Genomic DNA, 21282 nt, shown 5'->3' on the forward strand with positions numbered 1-21282 from the left:
GTTGACAAGCCGGTTTTCCTGATCCTCGATAACCACCCGGTTCATCATGCTCGTCGGGTTCGAGACTATGTTGAGAGTCTCGACGGCAAGCTCAGGTTGTTCTTCCTGCCGCCGTACTCGCCGGAGCTGAATCCTGACGAGTCTGTTTGGGGCTATATCAAATACCATCACGTCGGTAAAAAGATCATTAACAGCAAAGAACAACTTCGGAGCACTGTTTACCGGCAGCTTCGACGTTTGCAAAAATTGCCACGACTATTGAAATCGTTTTTTGGCCATCCGGATTTGGCTTATATCTCCGGGTAATGTTCGCTTACTTTATTTCGAATTAGTACGTGCGAACGGATGGTGCACTGACTGTTCCGCATTGCTATATTAGCCGGCTCGAAATTACATAACGGCCAGGGATTATGCTACCAATCACGGTTTGGGGACTGGCGCTGGGACAGGCGCTGTTGATTACGGGAAATATTTTATTGGTGTCGGTGACGGCGCTGATCGGGCAGCGTATTGCGCCGGATCTGGGATTGGCCACACTACCGGTGGCGCTGCAGTTTTTGGGTCTGATGAGTGCGACTCTGCCCGCCGCTCACCTGATGCGCTGGTTTGGTCGTAAGATCGGCTTTTTGACCGGTAACCTGATTGGTGTGGGCGGTGCGGTACTGGCCTCTTATGCGCTGGCTCAGGCTAATTTCACGCTGTTCTGTCTCAGCACCTTTCTCCTGGGGATGGCGATCGGCGTGGGGCAGCAGTACCGCTTTGCCGCCATCGAACACTGCTCACCGGATCAGCATCCGCGGGCGATCGGACTGGTGATGGGAGGCGGGATTCTGGCGGCGGTTCTCGGGCCCAACCTGGCGATCTGGTCTGAACACCTGGCGGTGAGTACCGACTACCTTGGAGCTTTCTTTGTCCTGATCGGTCTGTATGTCCTTACCACGGCGCTGATCGCGCTGCTGCCATTGCGGCCGGCGGATCTGGCGGAACAGAAGGGGGATGCCCGGCCTTATTCGGAGCTGCTGTTGCAGCCGGCGCTGGTCGCTGCAGTGACTGCCGGCGCTATCGGCTATGGCGTGATGGTACTGGTGATGACGGCGACGCCGTTGGCGATGGAGAGTTGTGGCTTTGCCTTTGACAGTACAGCGAGCATTATTCAGTGGCATGTGCTGGGGATGTTTCTGCCCTCCTTTTTTACCGGAAAACTGATTGCCCGTTTTGGTGATACGAGGGTGATTCAGGCCGGGTGCCTGCTGCTGATTTTCTGCGTATTGCTTAACCAGTTTGGTGTCACCTACTGGCATTTCTGGGTCGCGCTGGTCGCTCTGGGCGTGGGCTGGAATTTCGCCTTTATCGGTGCGACAACGCTGTTAACCCATACCTACTATCCGGCGGAAAAAGCCAAAGTACAGGGGATGAATGACTTTCTTGTGTTCGGCTTCTCCGCTATGGGCGCTCTGCTCTCGGGGCACCTTCAGGCTGCATTGGGTTGGGAGATGCTGAACCTGCTGATGTTACCGGCGATCGTTATCGCGATGGGGTTGGTCTGGAGCAGTGCACGGCGTCGGAGTGCTGCCGCAACGGCGGGTACCTTGAACTGAAGCGGATGGCTTGTCAGGCGCCGCGCTGCGCCCGGCGCGATAGTTTGTGCGCATACATCCGCCCATCGGCAGTTTTAATCAGCTCCTGTTTAGAGGTTGTATCCAGCGGATATTCCGCCACGCCGACGCTGAATTCGATATGGCAGCCAATGGGGTTGTTGGCTTCGGCGACATCGAGTGATTCTCGCAGCCGTTCGAACAGGGTGGAGGTCTGTCCGCGAGTGCAGCCCTCGGTGATGAGCAGAAACTCGTCTCCGCCGAGGCGAACCAGGTGATCGGTACTGCGGATTACCTTGGAGAGCTGTCGGGCCAGACGCTTGAGGACCATGTCGCCTACATTGTGCCCCTGAGCGTCATTGATCTGCTTAAAATGATCCAGGTCGAGCATCACCAGTGACAGCGGTTCCTGCTGGCGCTGAGCTCGCGCCAGTGCATTCTCCAGGAGATCGTCAAACCGGAAGCGGTTATAGGCTCCGGTCAGGGGATCCAGCTCGGCCCGTTGTTGGAGCGCTTGATAGGCGTTGAGCAGCTTCTTATGCTGACTGTGGAACGCGGCCTCCAGAGAGTCGAACTCCTGAATTGGCCAACTGTCGCGTTTCATCTCGGCCAGGTCGGTATGGTCGTTAATCTGCTTCATCTTGCCACTGATCCGCTCAACCGGGTGGATGATGTGGCGTCGGGCGTGGTGTGACAGAATCAGCAGTGTTGATACAAGCGTCAGGGCAACAATCATTGCCACGCCCCAGATCAGGTAGCGAAAGGGTAGCTTGAGTGAGGGTATGGGAGAGGTGATGGCCAATGCGCCAGCCAGCTCGCCACTCTCTATGCCGATATGGCACTGTAGGCAGCGCTCATCAAAAAGCAGCGGGCGCAGGTAGGTAAGCTTCATACCGCTATGTTGGAAAAAATCATGTTGCCGCAGTTGAAGCGTCTGGCGTTCGGTCAGCTCGGCCTCCCCACCAAACTGTCGGCTGACCAGGTTGCTGCGCAGTACCTCGTAGCTGACATCCAGATCTTCGTCATAGAGCTGTTCAAGTTCGTGCTGAATCGTATCGGCGGGCGCTCCTTGGGACATCAACGTAAAGAATCGACTGAATACCAGTTCTGAAATGAATTGGCTGTCGCGATAGATCTGCTTCTCGATGGCGCCCTTATAAGCAACGAGGCTGATACCGACCAGGATCAGCAGGGCAACCAGTACGGCTCTAAACAGTGCGGTATTGAGGGAGCGGGACAGAGAGGTCAGCTTCGGCATTACTTCTGGATACTCAAATGTCGAAGCGTAAACCCTAAGGTATGCGTCTGCTTATGTAAACAGTTGTTTAATAAATGCGCGTGCCGTTTGTGGCCCGTTGTTGCTGATGGTTGTAAAGCGAGGGTGAAAGGACGCGCCGTAGCGCGCCCTTCGCGTTTAGTTTGTGCCAGCTCTGATCTTTTCTCCGCGAGCTCGCAGATATTCCATGGTCAGCAGCAGCAGTGCAGAAATCAGTACCAGCAGTGTGGCGACCGCGAGAATCGTCGGATTGATCTCCTCACGCAGGCCCGAGAACATCTGACGCGGAATCGTCCGTTGCTCGGGGCCGGCCAGGAACAGCACCACGATGACTTCGTCGAACGAGGTCACGAAGGCGAATAGAGCGCCCGAGATGACCCCGGGGCGGATCAGCGGCATGATCACCTTGAAAAAGGTGTAAACCGGCTTGGCCCCCATGCCCAGAGAAGCACGGATCAGGGAGTAATCGAACCCGGCCAGGGCCGCGTTAACGGTGATAACCACAAAGGGTGTGCCCAGCGCCGCGTGCGCCAGGATAACGCCGATATAGCTGCCCGCGATATCCAACTGGGTATAGAAGAAGAACATACCCGCTGCCGTGATGATCAATGGAACGATCATCGGTGAGAGCAGCAGCGCCATGATCATGCGCTGGAACGGCATCTGCGAGTTGGAAAGTCCAATCGCCGCCGTGGTGCCCAATACCGTGGCGATAATAGTCGCCATGAACCCGATGTAGAAACTGTTCTGTATCGCCAGTAGCCACTTGTCATCGGCCAGAATTTCGCGATACCACTTCAGTGAGTAGGCTTCCGGGTTCAGTGCCAGCATCCCTTCGGTGAACGTGAAGTAGGGCTCCGCGTTAAACGAGAGCGGGATAATGACCAGGATCGGCAGGATGAGGAAAAGCAGCACCAGCCAGGCGGTGAGCTTAACCCCGGTTAACCCCAGCTTCTGCCAGAGTGTGAAATAACGTGGATATTGAGCCATCAGTATCGTTCTCCTCGCCCCGTTAGCCCAGCTTCAGATTGCTGATGCCGACCAGGCGGTCGTACAGCCAGTACAGCACGGTAATCAACAGTAGCAGCAGCGAGCCCAAGGCGGCGGCCAGCTCCCAGTTGTTGGACGACTGCATATGGAAGGCGATGATATTGGAGATCATCTGACCTTCGGTACCCCCTACCAATGCCGGGGTGATGTAGTAGCCGATGGATATTATGAACACCAGCAGTGCACCGGCACTGAGGCCTGGGACTGTCATCGGCATATAGATCCTGATAAACGCCGGTATCGGTTTGGCACCCAGCGATAAAGCGGCCCTGAAGTAGCTGGGGTCGATCCCTTTCATCACGCTGTAGAGTGGCAAAATCATGAACGGCAACAGTATATGGGTCATCGCAATGACCGTTGCGAACTGCGTATAGAGCATCTCCAGCGGTTCATTGATGATAAACAGCGACATCAATGTTGAGTTGATCACGCCGTTGGTCTGTAGCAGCGCAATCCAGGCTGTGGTGCGTACCAGCAGCGAGGTCCAGAACGGCAGCAGCACAAAGATCATCAGCGTGTTGGCCACGCGTGAGGGCGCGTTGGCCAGATACCACGCCAGCGGGAAGCCGATCAGTGCCGTCAGCGCCGTGATGTAGAACGCAATCTTCAGACTTTTCCAGTAGAGCTGGAGGTAAATCTGGGTGTCACGCTGGACCACTTCCCCTTCGGGGGTACGTTCCAGATCCAGCGCGGTCAGGTAAAAGTCGTCTTTCAGAACAGCACCAGAGCTTTTCATGGCGCGCCAGACGTCAAGTTGTTTCCATTTCGGGTGAGCATCCAGCAGCAGTTGAGCCCCCTCGGTTCTCAATGTTTCGGTCTCGGCCCGGCGCATCTTGCGCGCGGTGGACTTGATCAGGCTGGAGGCACCGGGAAGCGCTCGGTTGATCTCTTCGGCGAGTTTGCCGGAGAGGCGCTCCTTGGCCAGGGCTTGCAGCTCGACGGCAAAGGTATTCAAAGCCTGATCGGGCGGCAGATCGCTGCTTCCTTCCTCCCACTGGTCCAGTTGATCCAGGGTTTCCGGTATCAGCTCGGAGACGGTGGGGTGGTAGAAACTACGGTAGAGCATCGTCCCGATAGGGGCGACGAACGTGACAAAGATAAACAGCAGCAAGGGGGCCACAAAGGCGATCGCCATCAGCTTTTTCCGGCGACGGTTGCGGTCCGCTTGTTTGACTTCGTCGGGCGTCAACTCTGGGTTGGACATGCGATATAAACCCTTTTAAGACCGGGCAGGCGTTATGCCCGCCCGGTTTGGTACGCGAGGATAATGCTTACTTCAACAGCCACTCGTTGAATTTCTCACCGAGTGATTCGCCGTAATCGGCCCAGAAGATGGAGGAGGCTTTCAGACCTTCATCCAGGTGAGCGGACGGCAGTTTCGGGATCACGTTTTCATCGATGTAGGCGTAAGAGGACTGACGAGTCGGGCCGTAAGCCACTTCAGGCATGCCAGACAGCGGCTTGGAGCCGGTCGCAAACTTGATGAAGTCGATCGCCAGATCTTTCTTGTCGGTACCTTTCACGATGGCCCAGACGTCCAGATCGAAGACGTGCCCGTCCCAAACCATTTCAAACGGCTTGTTCTCTTCCTGGATTGCCGCGAAGAAGCGCCCGTTAGCGGACTGAACCATCACCGCACCACCGTCATTGAGAAGCTGAGGAGCCTGCGACCAGCTGTCGAACCAGACGATGTCATCTTTGATGGTGTCGAGTTTGGCGAATGCGCGAGCCTGACCTTCTTCGGTGGCCAGCAGGTCATAGACCTCATCCTTAGGCACCCCATCTGCCAGCAGCGCCCACTCCATGTTTACCTGCGGACGCTTACGCAGTGCGCGCTTGCCCGGGAAGGTGGCGGTGTCGAACAGGTCTGCCATGGTGGAAGGTTCACCGCCTTCGATGGTGTCGTGGTTATAGGCGTAGAGTACGGTCCAGACGATGTTACCGACGCCACATTCGTTGGCCAGCGCCTCTTCACTGAAGTCTTCGGCGGCCGGTGTACCGTCATCACCCGGCGGCAGAACGTCGTGCGGGAAAACTTCCAGCAGACCTTCGGAGCAGGCACGTTCCAGGTCGATAACCTCCATATCGATCACATCCCAGAGGACATTGCCGCTCTCAACCTGTGCCTTGAGCTCGGCAACACCGCCGGAGTAGTTCTCGAACAGGATGTTGTGTCCGGTTTTCTCCATGTACGGGTCGATCATGTGCTTCTGCTGTGCCGCACCATAGGCGCCACCGAAAGAAACGGCGGTCATCTCATCGGCCATCGCGGTGTTGGCTGCCAGGCCGAATGCGACGGCGGCGGCCAGACTAGTCAGCTTTTTCTTCATTGGATCACCTCTTCCAGACATTGAGTCGTTTGGTCCACGCAATTTGTCCGGCCGCCTCATGCAGCCGTAACAGCGTCCTTTTCCGCCGGTTTGTCGAGGCCCAGACCTCGGTCAGTAGCCCAGGTCAGCCGGGTTTGAGAACCCGGTTCCAGCACCGGCGCATTCTGGTCATTAAGTACCTTGACCATCAGCTCCGCCCCGTCACTCATCTCGAAGAAGTAGCGGATGGCATCCCCCACGTAGAGACGGGTGATGAACTTGGCGGTAATAACGTTATCGAGTTCACGGCCGGCATCGGCAATGAACAGGTTTTCGGGGCGAACCGACAGAATGCAGGGCTCACCCACTGGCGGGCAGTTGATATTGAGGGCCGTGACCTTGTCACCCCGGGACAGGCTGATCGTTGCAAGCTTGTCATCGCAGGCGTCTACGGTACCGTGGATATGGTTGTTTTCGCCGATAAAGTCGGCGACAAAGGAGTTGGCCGGTGTCTCGTACAGTGCAGACGGATGAGAGCATTGCTGCACGACGCCATCATTGAACACCGCGATCCGGTCCGACATGGTCAAGGCTTCGGTCTGGTCATGAGTGACGTAGATGGCGGTAAAACCGAGCTGCTCATGGAGGCGCTTGATCTCATACTGCATGTGTTCGCGTAGATTCTTGTCCAGCGCACCCAGGGGCTCATCCATCAGAACGATGCTGGGTTCAAAAATCAGCGAGCGCGCCAGCGCTACACGCTGTTTCTGACCGCCGGAGAGCTGGCCCGGGTAGCGGCCGGCAAAGGCGTCCAGCTCCACCAGAGCCAAGGCGTCTTTAACCTTTTGCTTCACTTCACTGGCTGGCAGTTTGCGTACCTTCAGCGGGTAGGCCAGATTCTCGCCGATGGTCATATGGGGGAACAGCGCGTAGTGCTGAAACACCATGCCGATGTTGCGGTGATAGGGCGCCACGTCCTGAACGGAGCGACCGTTGATCTCGATGGCGCCGCTGGTGACGTCTTCAAAACCGGCTAACATCATCAGGCAAGTGGTTTTACCGGAGCCGGAGGGCCCGAGGAGCGTAACAAACTCCCCTTTACGAATATCCAGGTTGAAGTCTTTGACGACCAGAGATTTCTGATCGTAGCTTTTCTTGACGTTGATAAAGCGAACGTACTTGTCGTTGATTTCGGAACCTGACACTGATTAACCCCTTCAGTTTGCGTCCACGGGTGCTCGATTGGCTGTTTGGAAGGCAAACAACGTACCAGCATGGACGCAATGCGATGATTTCGGCTGTTTCACGGTTATAGCGATAGTGCTCACTAGAATAGGTATAGACCATCTGCACCACTTGTGGGCGATTCGTGCACTTTTTTGGTTAAAAAAAAGAATGGCAGTGATCTTTTCTGTAGATCTTGCAAAATGCTGGGATATTGGCTTATCCAGGCGGTCAGCTTTTAGGGTGTTTCCAAACGTAACACTTGTTGCGTAACACTGTTCAGTCAGTGGGAACTGAGTACGCTGAACCGGAACTACCGATTCCCCGATAGTGATCGGCAAGAAATAACCCGCCCAGCACCATAAACTCCCGCTCTCCATGAAGCTGGCCAGGCAGCAGGGACTCGAAACAGATGATTTTGACCAGCGGAACCTCAACTTTAAGCACACGGTTGCCAAAGCGCAGCGCTTCTTCCGGGTCCAGCGAGAAGGAGCTGATGTTGTTGAACAGCTTGACCGGTCGGCCGGCGTAACTGTCGTAGAGGCTTCCCCGGCTGCCGCGATAGAGTGTGAGATGCGTGCGATCCGGGTAGCGCCTTTGCAGTTCAAACTGAGCGTAGGTGTAGAGTAGGTCGAGCTGGGTCTCCAGCGCGTTGGTGTTATAGATTCCGCGAACCCGCTCCTCCATGAAGCGGTCGTAGGCGTCTGATTCAGGGCCGGGTATCGGCACCTTGTGATAGCGTGTCAGCAGGCCAAAACGGGATTCTACCCAACCTTTCCAGACTGCGCCCTCGCGGCTGTCGGCATCAAAAAACCAACCTCTCAGCAAACGGCTGTAGTGTGCTTTGGGCCGCAGTTGGGGTTCTTCCAGGGGCGAATCAGGCAGATCTTCGGCCGGAAGCCGAAATCGCAGTGTCATATAATCGTGAAAGCAGCGTTGCTTGGCCTCTTGGGTTTCAGCATCACTCAGTAGTCGTGTCAGGTCGCCATACAGCGCATCAACTCCATCGATGCGCAGCGGGATGGGGGATAACTGAAAATCGATACTCGCCAGAACCCGCGCCGGCAGGTTGCAACGGTTGATCGGTATCAGCGCATGGCGCGGTGGTACCGGAAACGGAGGGGGAGGCTTGATATCGGTCACAGTCAGAGACTAACACCGGGCGGTCAACTGGCCCATGATCTCCATCACTCCCCTTTATTCTGTTTGCGCGCCAGCTCGGTCCAGTCCAGCAACTGCTGCTGAACCCGGCCATTGACGCTTCCGGGGGGATAACGCTGCTCATCGTCCGGTTTTCCGGGTGTGCGAGCAAACAGTAGTGCGATCAGCTCATCGAGCTGAGAGACCGCGTAAATCTGGAAACGCCCTTGGGCACAGGCGTCGACCACCTCGGCGTCGAGAATCAGGTGTTCCACGTTGGCGGCGGGGATTATGACACCCTGCTCGCCAGTGAGGCCGCGGGCCTGGCAGAGCTCGAAAAAGCCTTCAATCTTTTCGTTGACGCCGCCTATGGCCTGGATTTCACCGCGCTGATTGATCGATCCGGTGACTGCCAGCGATTGTTTGATCGGTAAGCCGCTGATGGCGGACAGGATGACACAGAGCTCCAGGGCCGATGCGCTGTCACCGTCAATCATGCCGTACGACTGCTCGAATACGAGGCTCGCGTGCAGAGACAGCGGGCTGTTGCGCGCATATCGCGCACCGATGCAGTTGGCCAGAATCATGACGCCTTTGCTGTGGATCGATCCGCCCAGCTCGGTTTCCCGTTCGATATCGATCAGTTTACCGCTACCCAGACGCGCCGTGGCACTGATGCGGCTGGGTTTACCAAAACGTTGGTCCCCCAACTGAAACACCGACAAGCCGTTAGCCTGGGCGACAGCGCTGCCCTCGGTATCGATCATGACGGTGCCACGCTCCATCTGCTCCAGCATGATTTCGGAATACTGAGCGCTACGTGTGCGGGCCATTCTCAAGGCTTGGTCGATATGCTCCGCGCTCACTTCGCTCTTCCCCTTACGGGTGGCGCAGAAGCTGGCTTCTCTCAGCAGATCGATCAACTTACCCCGGTTGAGTGAGAGCTTGGCACTGTCATCCACCTGTCGCGAGCTCTGTTCAATCACGCGTTCCAACGCGTGTCGGCTGAACGGAGCCAGTGCCTCTTCATGGACCAGCTGGCTGATTAACTTCAGGTAGCTCTGGATGTTCTCGTTCGTTCTACCCAGTTGTGCGTTGAAGTCTGCGTAGATCTTGAACAGGGAGCTGAATTCCGGGTCGTAAGCTTTGAGTAGGTAATAGAGACGCGGTTCACCGATCAGAATGACTTTTAACTTCAGCGGTATCGGTTCAGCTTCCAGCGAGCGTGTCCCGCTGACGCCATACATCTTCTCCAGCGGATCGATACGGATCTCGTGATTACGCAGGGCGCGCTTGAGGCCCTCCCAGGCGAAAGGGTAGGAAAGCAGTTTCTGTGCATCGACAATCAGGTAGCCACCGTTGGCGCGATGCAGGGCGCCGGGTTGAATCAGGCTGAAGTCGGTGGACAGCGTTCCGAAATGGGCCTGGTATTCGATGCGGCCGACCAGATTCTGGTAGCTCGGTATATCTTCTACCACCACCGGAGAACCGTCGGCAGGCTGATTAACCAGCAGATTGATCTGATAGCGGCGAAAGCGATCACTGCGCGCCAGCTTGTGAATCGGTGTTTTTGCGTTTTCCTCTTTATCCTGGGCGAAAAAGTCGTCCACGTTTTCGATCATATCCTGATGAATCTGGTCGAGGAACTCCAGCACCGGCCGCTGACTGCCATATTTATCCCGTAATTGACTCAGGGCCGGGTCGATAACGTGGTGGGTAATTTCGTCATCCAGCGCCCGGATCGCCTCACGGTGTTCCTGCTGCAGTTTGGGCATTTCCCGGATCAATGCGGTGAGCTCTGTATTCAGGTCTTCCAGTGCCTGTTTAATCCGCGCCTGCTCCTGCTCGGGCAGCTCTTTAAACTGCTCCGGCGTCATCAGCTTGCCATCCCGGAGTGGACCCAGTGTGTAGCCGGCCGGTGTGCGCATCAACGTGATTTGCTGTTCATGGGCTTTCTCACCCAGGGCCTTGAACTGGGATTCCTCGCGCTTTTCAAACTCGTCGGAAAGCTCCTGTACCCGGTTACGGTATTCGTCGCTCTTGAACGCCGCCGGCACCCGGATCAGGAGGCTCTCCAACAGTTTCTGCATCTCCTGGCGCAGCTCCAGTCCCTGGCCCTGGGGCAGTGAGAGCATGCGCGGTTCCTGTGCGCGCTCGAAGTTGTGCACATAGAGCCAGTCTGTGGGCGTTTCACCACTGGCAGCCAGTGTCCGGATATGCCGGGATACCAGCTCGCGACGACCAACCCCGGTGGGACCACTGACAAACAGATTATACCCCGGGTGGGGCATGCCAACGGCGAACTGGATCGCGTCCATGGCGCGGGTCTGGCCCAGCGCCGAAAACTCGGGCGGGAGATCGTTGGTGGAGGTGATGCCCAACGACGATAGATCACAGCGGTGGTAGAGCTGATCCGGGGTCAGTGCTTTGGGTTCCATGTGCGTCATCCTTACCATTAACCTCTCTAGAGTAGATCAGAACCTGTTCCATGCTGTGACCTGGATCAGATCAACATCAGAATCGCGCCGGTGGCGACAGTCACGGTAAGCCCTGGCCAAAGCTGCCTGAGCAGGGCTGTACCGCCTGCCATGGTGGCCAAAGCACCTTTCACCAAGGTGTTGGTGAGGGCGGCCAGGGTGATACCGATCACAGCGGTGCTGTCGCTGATGCCATCGTGGGCCATGCGGGCCAGTGTCACGGTGATGGCGTCCACATCGGTCAGTCCTGCCACGATGGAAACGATCCACAGACCCTGTTCACCGATCTGCTCTCGAATCCCCTGTGCCGCCAGCATGATCACCGCCAGCAGAAAACCGAACTGCAGGGCAGGGCCGATCTGGAATGGCGAGGAGGCGATCTCCTGGGTGTTGACCTGCCCATGAGGCTCATCCCGATGCCAGAGCCAGAGCGCCATACCGAAGCTGACCACACTCATGCCGCCCAGCGGGATTATCAGGGACTCCAGCAGTGCACGATTCAAAACGGCCACTTCAAACAACACCCGGGGGTACATGATTGCACTGGCTAACAGTACGCCGCCGGCCAGCAACCGGTGCAAGGGCATCTTTCGACTCATCCGCGCCAGACTCAGCGTGGTGGCTGTGCTCGAGGCAAGGCCGCCCAGTGCGCTGGTGATCATCACGCCTTTGTCGGGACCCGCGATCTGCATGGCAAAGTAGCCTGTCAGGCTGATCCCCGCTATCAGTACCACCAGCATCCAGATCTCGTAGGGGTTGAGTGCATTCCAGGGCCCATAACCTTGGTCGGGTAGCACGGGGAGCAGCACGGCGGAGATCAAGCCGAGTTGCAGAATACCGCGCAGTTCCAGTGAGCTTAGATCATGGAGCCAGTGGTGCAGAGTTTCCTTGAAATGCAGCAATACGGTGGTGATCACAGCAGCCGCGATGGCCAGGCTGGTTTCTCCCACCGCGACCAGTAAACCCAGTAGAAAGGTCAGGAGGGCCGCGACGACGGTTGTCATACCGTAGTCGTGATCTTCATCGATGTTCAGGCGATAGCCCAGGGCCAGCAAGCCGACAAACCCCAGCAGCGAGACGGCCGCAATCCAGGGTGAAAACAACAGACCCAAAGTGCCGGCGAGCTCGCCGCTGATGGCAATCAGCGCAAAGGTTCGGATGCCTGCAATACGCCCGCCGGAGCGGGTCTCACGCTCATGCCAGCCACGCTCGAGTCCGATCAGCAGGCCCAGTACAAGCGCGATCAATAGTTGTGCTATAGGGTGTGTGGTCACGTTTGGCTCCATGCCCGAAAAGGAATCTCTCTACTTACAGCGTAGAAAAAAATGGCGCCACTGTGGGCGCCCAAGGCTTAGAGCATAGAGAAAAACCGGATTACATATGACCCTCAGCTTCAAATCGCAGGTGCCAGCTCAATGCTTCTTCCAGCAGGTGCGGGGTATGTTGGCCACGACCGCTGGCCTGAGATCGCTCGAAGTAGTCCATCAGTGCCGGCTTGAAGTCGGGATGTGCGCACTTATCGATGATTTCATGAGCTCGCTGTCGGGGGGAGAGCCCGCGCAGATCGGCCAGTCCCTGCTCAGTAACGATAATCTTTACATCATGTTCGGTGTGATCCACATGGGACACCATGGGGACAATCGCGGAGATAGCACCCCCTTTGGCGGTGGAGGGAGATACAAAAATAGACAGGTAACCATTGCGGGCAAAGTCGCCGGAGCCGCCAATGCCGTTCATCATTCGGGTGCCCATGATATGGGTGGAATTCACGTTGCCGTAGATATCCGCTTCAATCAGGCCGTTCATGGCAATGATGCCGAGTCGGCGAACAAGCTCCGGATGGTTGCTGATATCCTGTTGGCGCAAAATGATCCGTTCGCGGTAAAAGTCGATGTTGGCGTTGAGCTCTTCCAGTGCTTTTGGACTCAAGGAAAATGCGGTGGCGGAGGCGACGGCCAGCGTGCCCGACTTGAGCATCGCCAGCATGCCATCCTGAATCACTTCGGTGAACGCGGTGAGGTTTTTAAAAGGTCCTGCATCCAGTCCGTTTAAGACGGCATTGGGGATATTGCCCACGCCGGATTGGATCGGTAGCAGTTCTGCGGGCAATCGACCGGCCTCTATCTCCTGATGAAAAAAGTTCAGAATGTGACTGGCAATACGCTTGGAGACTTCGTCCGGCTCTTTGAACGGTGAATTGCGATCGGCAGCGCTGGTCTTTACGACAGCGATCACTTTCTCGGGCGGACAGGCCAGGTAAGCGTCGCCAATTCGATCAGCGGGATGAGTAATCATGATCGGCTGACGGTGCGGCGGAAGTGCTGTGCCGTAGTAGACATCGTGCATGCCCTCCAGTCCCGCGCTTTGCTGATCATTCACTTCAAGAATGATGCGGTCCGCCTGCTCGATCCAGGTTTTGTTGTTGCCCACGGAGGAGGAGGGGATGAGGCTGCCATCCTCTCTGATGCCCGATACCTCGATGACGGCGATATCCATTTTGCCGAGGAAACCCGACCAGGCGTATTGCGAGACCTCTGACAGGTGGTAGTCCACGTAATCCATTTTGCCGGTATTGATTCGGTCACGGCAGATAGGGTCGGTCTGAAAGGGTAAGCGACGCTCAATCCCGTCCACCTCGGCCAGCACTCCATCGAGCTCTGGTGCTGTGGATGCGCCGGTCCATACACTGATTCGGAACGGTGGCTTGCCTTCTGCGTTGTGACGGCGGATCCGCTCGGCCAGTGCACCAGGGATCGCTTTGGGGTAACCCGCACCGGTAAAACCGCTCATGCCCACATTGATGCCCGGGGGGATCATCGCGGCGGCGTCAGCGGCGCTCATAATGCGATTTTTAAGTTTTTCGCAACGAATGCGTTTCTCTGCGGACATGTTGATGTTCCTCGTTATCCAATGTATGTCGCAATTCTGTCGTTAGAATTCGGAGGCGTGCTGGATCGAGATCCGGCCAGATCTCTGAATGATTGGCGATTATAGTGAGGTTTTAGCGATAGAATAGCGGTATTAGATTAGTCTTTGGTCTAATCAAGTCGTATTTTGTTTGACATTGGGTATAGCGCTGCATCTATTTGTTGCGCGTATTCTTATAAAAGGGGTAAAAACAGTTTGGTGCTAAAATGGCAACAATGTGTGGGAGGATAGACAGTGGGGCTAAGCAGAAAATTGCTGGCAGATCTGGAGTTGTCGGCGGCTGATCTCCTCGCCCAGCGCTTTTCCTTTGAACCCTTCAGCCATTAGCTGTTTAGGGTCGATGGCGCGCATGTTATCCAGTAATGCTTCCAGCTGTGGGGCGATTACGTGTTCGCTCTGATACAGGGCCTGGACACAGGGGCGCAGCAGGTCCAGCCGCTCCGGCTTGCGTAGCAGGTCAAGCTCACGAATGAGCGTATATTGGGCCATGGGACGTGCATGACCGAACTGCGCCAGCGTTGGGTGGGTGCTTTGTAACCAAAGAGCCAGGTCGCGGTACCGGTTGGGGCAGCGCAGGCGCTGGCACAGCTGCCTGATGTCTGCCTGGGGCTGGGCTGAATTATCAAAGGCCAACACGCACAGGACGGCGAAGCGCTGCTCCGGTTGGCAGGTTGTGCTCATACGCGCCATGATTGACGGGGTGTCTGGAGGCAGAGCGCGCAGTTCGGGGAGCACACGCTCGCTGGCGTGGGCTTTGTTCAGAACATCTATGAACACAGTCACATGGGCGGTACTGAGTGCGCGCTCAAACTCCTGCCAGATCCGCTCCGGTGTCAGGTGCTCTAGCTCGCCATCCTCTGCAATCGCCTGCATGAGCTCTAGCGTTTCCGGCGCAACCTGAAAGCCGAGAGCGGCAAAACGCGCTGCAAACCGAGCCGTGCGCAGAACGCGCAGGGGGTCCTCGCGAAAGGCGGGGGATACGTGTCTCAATGTCCTTGAGGCCAGATCGTCCTGGCCACCGAACGGATCGATTAATTCGCCGGAAGGCGATTGAGCGATTGCGTTGACGGTCAGGTCGCGCCGCTCCAGATCCTGCTCCAGCGTGATATCAGGGCTGGCGTGAAATGTGAACGCGGTATGGCCTTGGCCGCTTTTGCGCTCGGTGCGCGCCAGGGCATACTCTTCACCGGTATCAGGGTGAAGGAACACCGGGAAGTCTTTACCGACGGTTTTGTAGCCGGCGGCTTCCATCTCGGAGGGTGTGGCCCCAACCACAACCCAGTCGCGGTCTTTAACCGGCAGGCCGAGTAGCCGGTCACGCACAGCCCCGCCGACCAGGTAAATCTCCATTTTAACGTTCACAGCGATCAGGATAGGCGTTTTGCCAGGCTTCAAAGCCGCCGTCGAGACTATAGACCTCATCAAAGCCCTGATTAACTAAAAAGGCTGCCGCGGACTGGCTGCTGATGCCGTGGTAGCAGCACACAATTAACGGTTTATCCATATCCGAGTTGGCCATGAAATCGTGCACGTTATCGTTGTTCAGGCTGCGCGCGCCGGTGATGTGGGAAGCGAAAAAGCTCTGAGGATCGCGGATGTCGACAACATCGGCACCCTGATCGATCAGGTCGGCAGCTTCGGTGGTAGAGATGCAGCGGTATTGGTCCAAGGTAATCTCCTGTGATCGAACAGTGTAAATCAGGTGGCGTTAAGATACGTGGGGCAGGGTTCACTGAACAGGGCGCCATCCTCCAGGCGCATTGCTGTCAGTCTATTGCCCCAGACGCAACCGGTATCCAGGCCTGCCAGGCCCGGGCGGGTTAACTCGCCCAGTGCAGCCCAGTGGCCAAAGATGATGGTACGTTTGATGGCTTTGGCGCGTGGCAGTTCATACCAGGGGTGATAACCTTCCGGGGCTGTTTCCGGGCCGCCGTTGGCACTGAAATCCAGAGTACCGTCCGGCTTGATGAATCGCATACGAGTGAAGTAGTTGGTGATCAAACGCAGCCGCGCCCAACCGTGTTCCTTATCCCGCCAGCGGTCCGGCTTATTGCCGTACATATGCAGGAAATACTCGTGGGCCAGAGGGCCGCGTAACACCTGTTCCAGTTCGCGGGCGAGCTGTTTGGCTTGCTTCAGACTCCACAGCGGTGGGATGCCGGCATGGGTCATGGTGTATCCCAGTGTCTGGTCATCCACCAGAAGTGGCTGGTGCTGCAGCCAGTGTAGAAGCTCGTCGCGATCGCTCGCATTCAGAATCGGTGTCAACGTATCCTTGCGTTTGCCGGCCGCTGTGCCGTGGTGGACGGCAAGCAGATGAAGGTCATGGTTACCCAGAACGGTGCGGGCGCGTTTGCCTAATCCTTTGACAAATCGGAGGGTTTCCAGGGAACCGGGGCCGCGGTTGACCAGGTCGCCGGCGAACCAGAGCTGATCTTCATCACTGAAATCAATGGACTCGAGCAGTCGCATCAGTTCATCGTAACAGCCTTGGATATCACCGATTGCGTATGTTGGCATAGCTGACGGATTCTTCGGGTCATTGTTGGGCAGAGGGCGGCGCTCGGGAAGCTGACCGGCCACTGGCGCCCATCCTATCATAGGGCGTAAGTGTGTGGATTAGAGTATGGGAGATTCCTTTTGACTGAAGCGGTCGGTTTTCCGCCCAGCTGGCGGCGGGATGCTCGGGTATTGATTCTCGGTTCGATGCCGGGCCGGCACTCATTGGCGGCCACTCAATATTATGCGCACCCCCGAAATGCGTTCTGGCCGATTATGACCCGCCTGTTCCAGTGGCCTGATGATCTCAGTTATGAAGCGCGCCTCCGTGCGTTGCAGAAGGAGCGGGTCGCGCTTTGGGATGTGATCGAGCGTTGCAAACGGCCCGGCAGCCTGGACAGTCGTATTGAATCGAACTCGGTACAGGATAATGATCTGGCGGCATTGGTAGCGCAGATGCCAGCGCTGGCGCTGATAGCCTGTAATGGCGGTCTTGCCTACCGATCTGTGCTTCGGCGCTGGCGCGGTCCGCTTGAGCAGGTTGCGGGAAGCGGACTTGAGATCTGTCAGCTGCCCTCGACGAGCCCTGCTCACGCGTCTCTGTCGATCGATCAGAAGTGTGAGCACTGGGCGATGATCAAGCGCTACCTGACTTAGATTATTACTGCAAAGTCAGAGGCGTAAGTCTGAGTGCTCTGCTCAGATTTGGTGCTTTTCGCTCGACGAACGTATTAACGGCGTTCCGGAAAGGTGCGACTGTGCAGGGCGAAAAAAGCTGATGGATTGATCAAATATGTAATAAAAATGCTACATAAAATAACCATTTCCAGCCGCTTTGAAGGTTTATCGCGGCAGGTCAAAAAATAACTGGCTTTATTGTTGCAATCTACGTGCGATAGGGTGTACTCATTGTCGAAAACCCTACAACGGATGTTGGTTTTTTAAACCAGAAATAAAGGTGGCAGCAGTGAAGACAAATCTTCCAGTGACGCACATCGAGGATGACTATTCGAGCTCGTCGAATATCCTTTCTACCACCAATCTCAAGGGCGCGATCACCTATGTGAATGAGGATTTCGTGCGCGTCAGTGGCTTCTCGAGGGAGGAGTTGCTCGGTAGTAATCACAATATGGTTCGCCATCCCGATATGCCTCCGGCAGCTTTTAAAATGCTGTGGGATCGGGTGAAAAACGACAACTCCTGGATGGGGGTTGTGAAAAACCGTTGTAAAAATGGCAATCACTACTGGGTTGACGCTTATGTAACGCCGATTAAACGCCAAGGCCGTATCGATGAATACCAGTCAGTTCGGCGTAAACCGGAGCGAACGGTTGTTGATCGGGCCGAGAAGCTCTATGCGCGTCTTAGTGCCGGTAAAACACCGGGTTTCCTGAAAGGGTACTACATGCCGTTCTGGTTGCGGCTGATGTTGTTGGTGATTGTGCCTATGGCAGGGGGGGTGGCCGGCTCGTTAATGACCGAGTCGATTCCTGCTTTTTTGGCTATCTGGTCTGCCGTTGCGCTCATTAGCATGGCCGGTATCTACCTGAGCCTGCAACCCCTGAGAAAGCTGGTGGAGCACTCTAAAGGCGTGGTCTCTGATCCCGTTGCTCAGCATGTCTATACCGGTCGTGCCGATGAGCTGGGTCAGATCCGTCTGGCCATGAAGATGCTTGAGTCCGAAACGGCAGGCTTGATTGGCCGGATTTCCGACTCTTCAGGGACATTGACCACGGGGGTATCCGGATTGAGTGCGGCGGTAGAACAGTCACAGGATGGTGTGCGTCGGCAGTTCTCGGAAACGGATCAGGTCGCAGCCGCTGTTAATGAAATGACCACCAGCATTCAGGAGGTGGCTCAGAGTGCTCAGAGCAGTTCCGATGCCGCGGCTCAGGGGCTGGACGAAGTGTCCAGTGGTAAGCGCGTGGTGGACGACAGTGTTGATGCGATTCATACACTGAAAGAGGAAATTTCGCGTGCCGCGGAAGTGATTCGGGATGTTGAAGAGAGTAGTCGTAGCATCTCCGGCATCCTGGATGTTATTCGTGAAATCGCTGAGCAGACTAATTTGCTGGCGTTAAACGCGGCCATCGAAGCGGCGCGCGCCGGAGAGGCGGGGCGCGGTTTTGCGGTAGTCGCTGACGAAGTGCGTTCATTGGCAACGCGTACGCAGAGTTCCACCGAAGAGATTCGCAAGATGATCGAGCGACTGCAAACCGGTTCCCAGCGCGCGGTAGATGCCATGGAAAGAGGCCAAAATCAGGCCGATACCTGCGTTGAGCACAGCGCCAAGACCGTGGAATCTCTGGATACCATCCTGCAATCAATTCAGTTGATCAGTGAAATGAGCACCCAGATCGCCGTGGCTGTGGAGCAGCAAAGCTCCGTCGCTGACGAAATTAATCGGAGTGTGTTCAGCATTCGTGACATGTCGGAGCAAAACCTGGAAGCGGTGGAGTTAAGCTCCGATACCAGTCGTACAATGCTGGGTGTAGCAACCGGGTTTGGCGAGCTGGCTCAACAGTTCTGGGATAGCAGAAACAGTCAGCGTGCATCCTGATGCTGGGCCGGGCTCTGGGTCAAAGGTTCAGGTTAAGCTGTTTTATCCAGCTTAACCCCGCTTCAGTTGTTGTTGCGGGATTGTACTCCGCACTGACAACGCCTTGGTAACCGGAGTTATCGAGTAACGCAAACAGCGCCGGGAACGGGATGTTGCCGCTTCCTGGCTCGTGCCGCGCCGGTGTGTCGGCGATCTGAATATGACCGATTAGCGGGGTGAGGGTGGCAATATCCGCCAGCACATCCCGGCCCATGCGACCCATATGATAGACATCGTATTGCAGGGCAAGGTTATGACTCCCTGCCTGTTTGATGAGCGCGATTGCTTGCTCCGCATCGTGGACCAGAAAGCCGGGGATATCGAAGGTATTGATCGGTTCGAGTAGCAGCTCGATACCCTGCGTGGCTAATGTCTCGGCCGCGTAGCGCAGGTTATCAACCAGTACGGCTTCAGAATCCTCTCGGCTCACGCCCTGTTCAGGAATGCCCGCAAGGCAGTTGACCTTGGAGCAGGATAGGGCTCGAGCATACTCCAGCGCGGACTGTACGCCGTTTCGAAACTCATCGATGCGACTCGGATGGCAGGCGATTCCGCGTTCTCCATTTTCCCAGTTACCGGCGGGCAGGTTGATTAATACCTGAGTCAGCCCCAGTGCTTTCAACTGTTCGGCTTGTGCTTGAATGGGCCAGTGATAGGGGAACTGAGTTTCAACACGCGTAAAGCCTGCGCGCGCTGCCTGTTGAAAACGCTCCAGAAAGGGGACTTCGGTGAATAGTAGAGAAAGGTTGACGGCCAGATTGATCACACGGATGTTCCCCTTTGGCTAAAGCGGGGATTATGCTGGGGTTTGATTTGGTGATCAACGCGGCCTGCGTCAGTTGGGAGTTATGCCATGAAAGTTCTGATTGCCCCGGACTCATTTAAAGAGAGCCTCGATGCGCCGGCTGTGGCTCAGGCTTTGGCACAGGGCTGGTGTATGGGTATGCCCGGCGCCCAGTGCATAGAGCTGCCCGTCGCCGATGGGGGCGAGGGCACCACGCAAACCCTGGTTGCGGCAACGGGAGGCATGCTGCATCAGGCAAGGGTGGAGGATCCGTTGGGGCGGCCGGTGGATGCACTCTGGGGTGAATTGCCGGACGGCACGGCGGTGATTGAATGTGCCAGTGCCTCCGGCCTTGCTTTACTCGGTCCCCATGAACGTGACCCTTGGTGCGCCTCCACTTTCGGTACCGGACAGTTGATCAAGTGCGCTTTGGATGCCGGAGCCCGTCGGTTCATTATTGGGTTGGGTGGAAGTGCCACCAATGATGGTGGAGCGGGTATGCTGCAGGCGCTGGGCCTGGAATTGGTCGACCAGGCCGGTGGGCCTGTAGAGCGTGGGGCAAAGGGGCTCGCCAGACTGAGTCGGATTAATGCAGACGGGCTCGATAAGCGCTTAATGGCCTGCGAATTCCAGATTGCGTGCGATGTGAATAATCCGCTGGTTGGTCAGGAGGGTGCCTCAGCTGTATTTGGGCCGCAAAAAGGTGCATCACCCGCGATGGTTGAACGGTTGGACCGGGTATTGGCGACCTACGCGTCCTGTGTCGAAACAACAACCGGAAAGGCTGTTAAAGACGAGCCAGGGGCGGGTGCTGCGGGTGGTTTGGGAGCCGCGTTTCTGGCGTTTTTCCCGGCTCAGCTTAAGCCGGGCATTGATATTGTCCTTGATGCTGTGCAATTTGATCAGCGGCTTCAAGATGCAGACCTGGTCCTGACCGGTGAAGGGCGTATTGATCGCCAGAGTGTACGGGGAAAAACCATTCAGGGCGTTGCCCGGCATGCGCGAGCTCAAAACGTCCCCTGTATCGCAGTGGGTGGATCGGTTCCCGTTGATCCCCAGACCTTAGACCTCCTTTCTGACGAAGGCATTGCAGCGGTATTCCCGATTCTTCCGGCGGCGATTTCGCTGGAGCAGGCTTTGTCTTGTGCAGCAGAGAATCTGCGCGCCTGCGCGCGCAATCTGGCGGCTTTCTCAGCCTGGGGCCAGCAACAAACAAGGCAGACCGCTAAGTAGCTGATCTGCCTCTCTTAAATTTGGTAGCGGGGGCTGGATTGAATCAACGACCTTCGCCGGGTTTATGAAGAGCTGAGCCCGATGAGCTACCAGACTGCTCCACCCCGGCAACGAAAAAGCCGGACAGGTCACCCCATCCGGCTTTCTCTGAATTTGGTAGCGGGGGCT

General features: G+C 56.4%; 17 protein-coding genes and 1 pseudogene. 5 read left to right on the forward strand and 13 right to left on the reverse strand.

Annotated features, from left to right (window positions below; all coding sequences use genetic code 11):
• A pseudogene (locus G403_RS25925) lies at positions 1–157 on the forward strand (transposase); the annotation flags it as partial.
• 253 nt (positions 158–410) lie between these two features.
• Positions 411–1598 (forward strand): MFS transporter, encoded by a 1188-nt coding sequence (locus G403_RS0121075; protein WP_027855728.1) that lies wholly within the window; start codon positions 411–413, stop codon positions 1596–1598.
• A gap of 13 nt (positions 1599–1611) precedes the next feature.
• Here the strand turns inward: G403_RS0121075 and G403_RS24755 are convergent, their stop codons facing one another.
• The 12 genes from G403_RS24755 to G403_RS0121135 form a co-directional block, all read right to left on the reverse strand.
• Entirely contained in the window at positions 1612–2853 is a 1242-nt protein-coding gene (locus G403_RS24755; protein ID WP_051299385.1) for a GGDEF domain-containing protein, read from the reverse strand.
• 156 nt (positions 2854–3009) lie between these two features.
• Positions 3010–3861 carry an ABC transporter permease gene (locus G403_RS0121085; RefSeq protein WP_027855729.1) on the reverse strand — a complete coding sequence of 284 codons (852 nt, stop codon included), beginning with the start codon at positions 3859–3861 and terminating at the stop codon, positions 3010–3012.
• Between the two features lie 22 nt (positions 3862–3883).
• Entirely contained in the window at positions 3884–5125 is a 1242-nt protein-coding gene (locus tag G403_RS0121090) for an ABC transporter permease (RefSeq protein WP_027855730.1), read from the reverse strand.
• Positions 5126–5192: 67 nt separating this feature from the next.
• On the reverse strand, positions 5193–6251 hold the full coding sequence (locus G403_RS0121095) for an ABC transporter substrate-binding protein (RefSeq protein ID WP_027855731.1): 1059 nt from the start codon (positions 6249–6251) through the stop codon (positions 5193–5195).
• A 56-nt stretch (positions 6252–6307) separates the two neighbouring features.
• A complete protein-coding gene (locus tag G403_RS0121100) occupies positions 6308–7435 on the reverse strand; it encodes an ABC transporter ATP-binding protein (RefSeq protein ID WP_036234969.1) in 1128 nt (375 codons plus the stop codon).
• A gap of 298 nt (positions 7436–7733) precedes the next feature.
• Entirely contained in the window at positions 7734–8597 is an 864-nt protein-coding gene (locus G403_RS24185) for an NAD(+)--dinitrogen-reductase ADP-D-ribosyltransferase (RefSeq protein ID WP_211232725.1), read from the reverse strand.
• A 44-nt stretch (positions 8598–8641) separates the two neighbouring features.
• Positions 8642–11032: a Lon protease family protein gene (locus G403_RS0121110; RefSeq protein ID WP_245578410.1), complete on the reverse strand. Its 2391-nt coding sequence runs from the start codon at positions 11030–11032 to the stop codon at positions 8642–8644.
• 65 nt (positions 11033–11097) lie between these two features.
• Positions 11098–12345, reverse strand: coding sequence for an MgtC/SapB family protein (locus tag G403_RS0121115; RefSeq protein WP_156899762.1), 1248 nt, complete (start codon positions 12343–12345; stop codon positions 11098–11100).
• Between the two features lie 100 nt (positions 12346–12445).
• Positions 12446–13960 carry a succinyl-CoA:acetate CoA-transferase ScpC gene (gene scpC / locus G403_RS0121120; protein ID WP_027855735.1) on the reverse strand — a complete coding sequence of 505 codons (1515 nt, stop codon included), beginning with the start codon at positions 13958–13960 and terminating at the stop codon, positions 12446–12448.
• A gap of 279 nt (positions 13961–14239) precedes the next feature.
• Complete coding sequence (locus G403_RS0121125; protein ID WP_027855736.1) at positions 14240–15349, reverse strand: tRNA nucleotidyltransferase/poly(A) polymerase-related protein; 1110 nt, start codon at positions 15347–15349, stop codon at positions 14240–14242.
• A gap of 1 nt (position 15350) precedes the next feature.
• The gene (gene glpE / locus G403_RS0121130) at positions 15351–15668 is read right to left on the reverse strand and encodes a thiosulfate sulfurtransferase GlpE (protein ID WP_027855737.1); all 318 of its coding nucleotides are present in this window, start codon (positions 15666–15668) and stop codon (positions 15351–15353) included.
• Positions 15669–15697: 29 nt separating this feature from the next.
• On the reverse strand, positions 15698–16519 hold the full coding sequence (locus G403_RS0121135; RefSeq protein ID WP_027855738.1) for a symmetrical bis(5'-nucleosyl)-tetraphosphatase: 822 nt from the start codon (positions 16517–16519) through the stop codon (positions 15698–15700).
• A 120-nt stretch (positions 16520–16639) separates the two neighbouring features.
• Between G403_RS0121135 and G403_RS0121140 the strand changes: the two genes are divergently transcribed.
• Together G403_RS0121140 and G403_RS0121145 are read left to right on the forward strand one after the other, a co-directional pair.
• Positions 16640–17155 carry a DNA-deoxyinosine glycosylase gene (locus G403_RS0121140; protein ID WP_027855739.1) on the forward strand — a complete coding sequence of 172 codons (516 nt, stop codon included), beginning with the start codon at positions 16640–16642 and terminating at the stop codon, positions 17153–17155.
• 310 nt (positions 17156–17465) lie between these two features.
• Positions 17466–19058 carry a methyl-accepting chemotaxis protein gene (locus tag G403_RS0121145; protein ID WP_027855740.1) on the forward strand — a complete coding sequence of 531 codons (1593 nt, stop codon included), beginning with the start codon at positions 17466–17468 and terminating at the stop codon, positions 19056–19058.
• A gap of 19 nt (positions 19059–19077) precedes the next feature.
• Here the strand turns inward: G403_RS0121145 and hyi are convergent, their stop codons facing one another.
• Positions 19078–19863: a hydroxypyruvate isomerase gene (gene hyi, locus G403_RS0121150; protein ID WP_036234972.1), complete on the reverse strand. Its 786-nt coding sequence runs from the start codon at positions 19861–19863 to the stop codon at positions 19078–19080.
• 87 nt (positions 19864–19950) lie between these two features.
• Here hyi and G403_RS0121155 point away from each other — a divergent pair, with 87 nt between their 5' ends.
• A complete protein-coding gene (locus tag G403_RS0121155) occupies positions 19951–21114 on the forward strand; it encodes a glycerate kinase family protein (protein ID WP_027855742.1) in 1164 nt (387 codons plus the stop codon).
• The last annotated feature ends 168 nt before the right edge of the window (positions 21115–21282 follow it).

Source organism: Marinobacterium litorale DSM 23545, assembly GCF_000428985.1.
GTDB classification, from domain to species: Bacteria; Pseudomonadota; Gammaproteobacteria; order Pseudomonadales; family Balneatricaceae; genus Marinobacterium_D; species Marinobacterium_D litorale.

Bases quoted from the DNA above. Each gene is read 5' to 3' on its own strand.
- G403_RS0121075 (WP_027855728.1), top strand. From the start codon at position 411: ATGCTACCAATCACGGTTTGGGGACTGGCGCTGGGACAGGCGCTGTTG.
- G403_RS24755 (WP_051299385.1), bottom strand. From the start codon at position 2,853: ATGCCGAAGCTGACCTCTCTGTCCCGCTCCCTCAATACCGCACTGTTT.
- G403_RS0121085 (WP_027855729.1), bottom strand. From the start codon at position 3,861: ATGGCTCAATATCCACGTTATTTCACACTCTGGCAGAAGCTGGGGTTA.
- G403_RS0121090 (WP_027855730.1), bottom strand. From the start codon at position 5,125: ATGTCCAACCCAGAGTTGACGCCCGACGAAGTCAAACAAGCGGACCGC.
- G403_RS0121095 (WP_027855731.1), bottom strand. From the start codon at position 6,251: ATGAAGAAAAAGCTGACTAGTCTGGCCGCCGCCGTCGCATTCGGCCTG.
- G403_RS0121110 (WP_245578410.1), bottom strand. From the start codon at position 11,032: ATGGAACCCAAAGCACTGACCCCGGATCAGCTCTACCACCGCTGTGAT.
- scpC (WP_027855735.1), bottom strand. From the start codon at position 13,960: ATGTCCGCAGAGAAACGCATTCGTTGCGAAAAACTTAAAAATCGCATT.
- G403_RS0121125 (WP_027855736.1), bottom strand. From the start codon at position 15,349: ATGGAGATTTACCTGGTCGGCGGGGCTGTGCGTGACCGGCTACTCGGC.
- G403_RS0121135 (WP_027855738.1), bottom strand. From the start codon at position 16,519: ATGCCAACATACGCAATCGGTGATATCCAAGGCTGTTACGATGAACTG.
- G403_RS0121155 (WP_027855742.1), top strand. From the start codon at position 19,951: ATGAAAGTTCTGATTGCCCCGGACTCATTTAAAGAGAGCCTCGATGCG.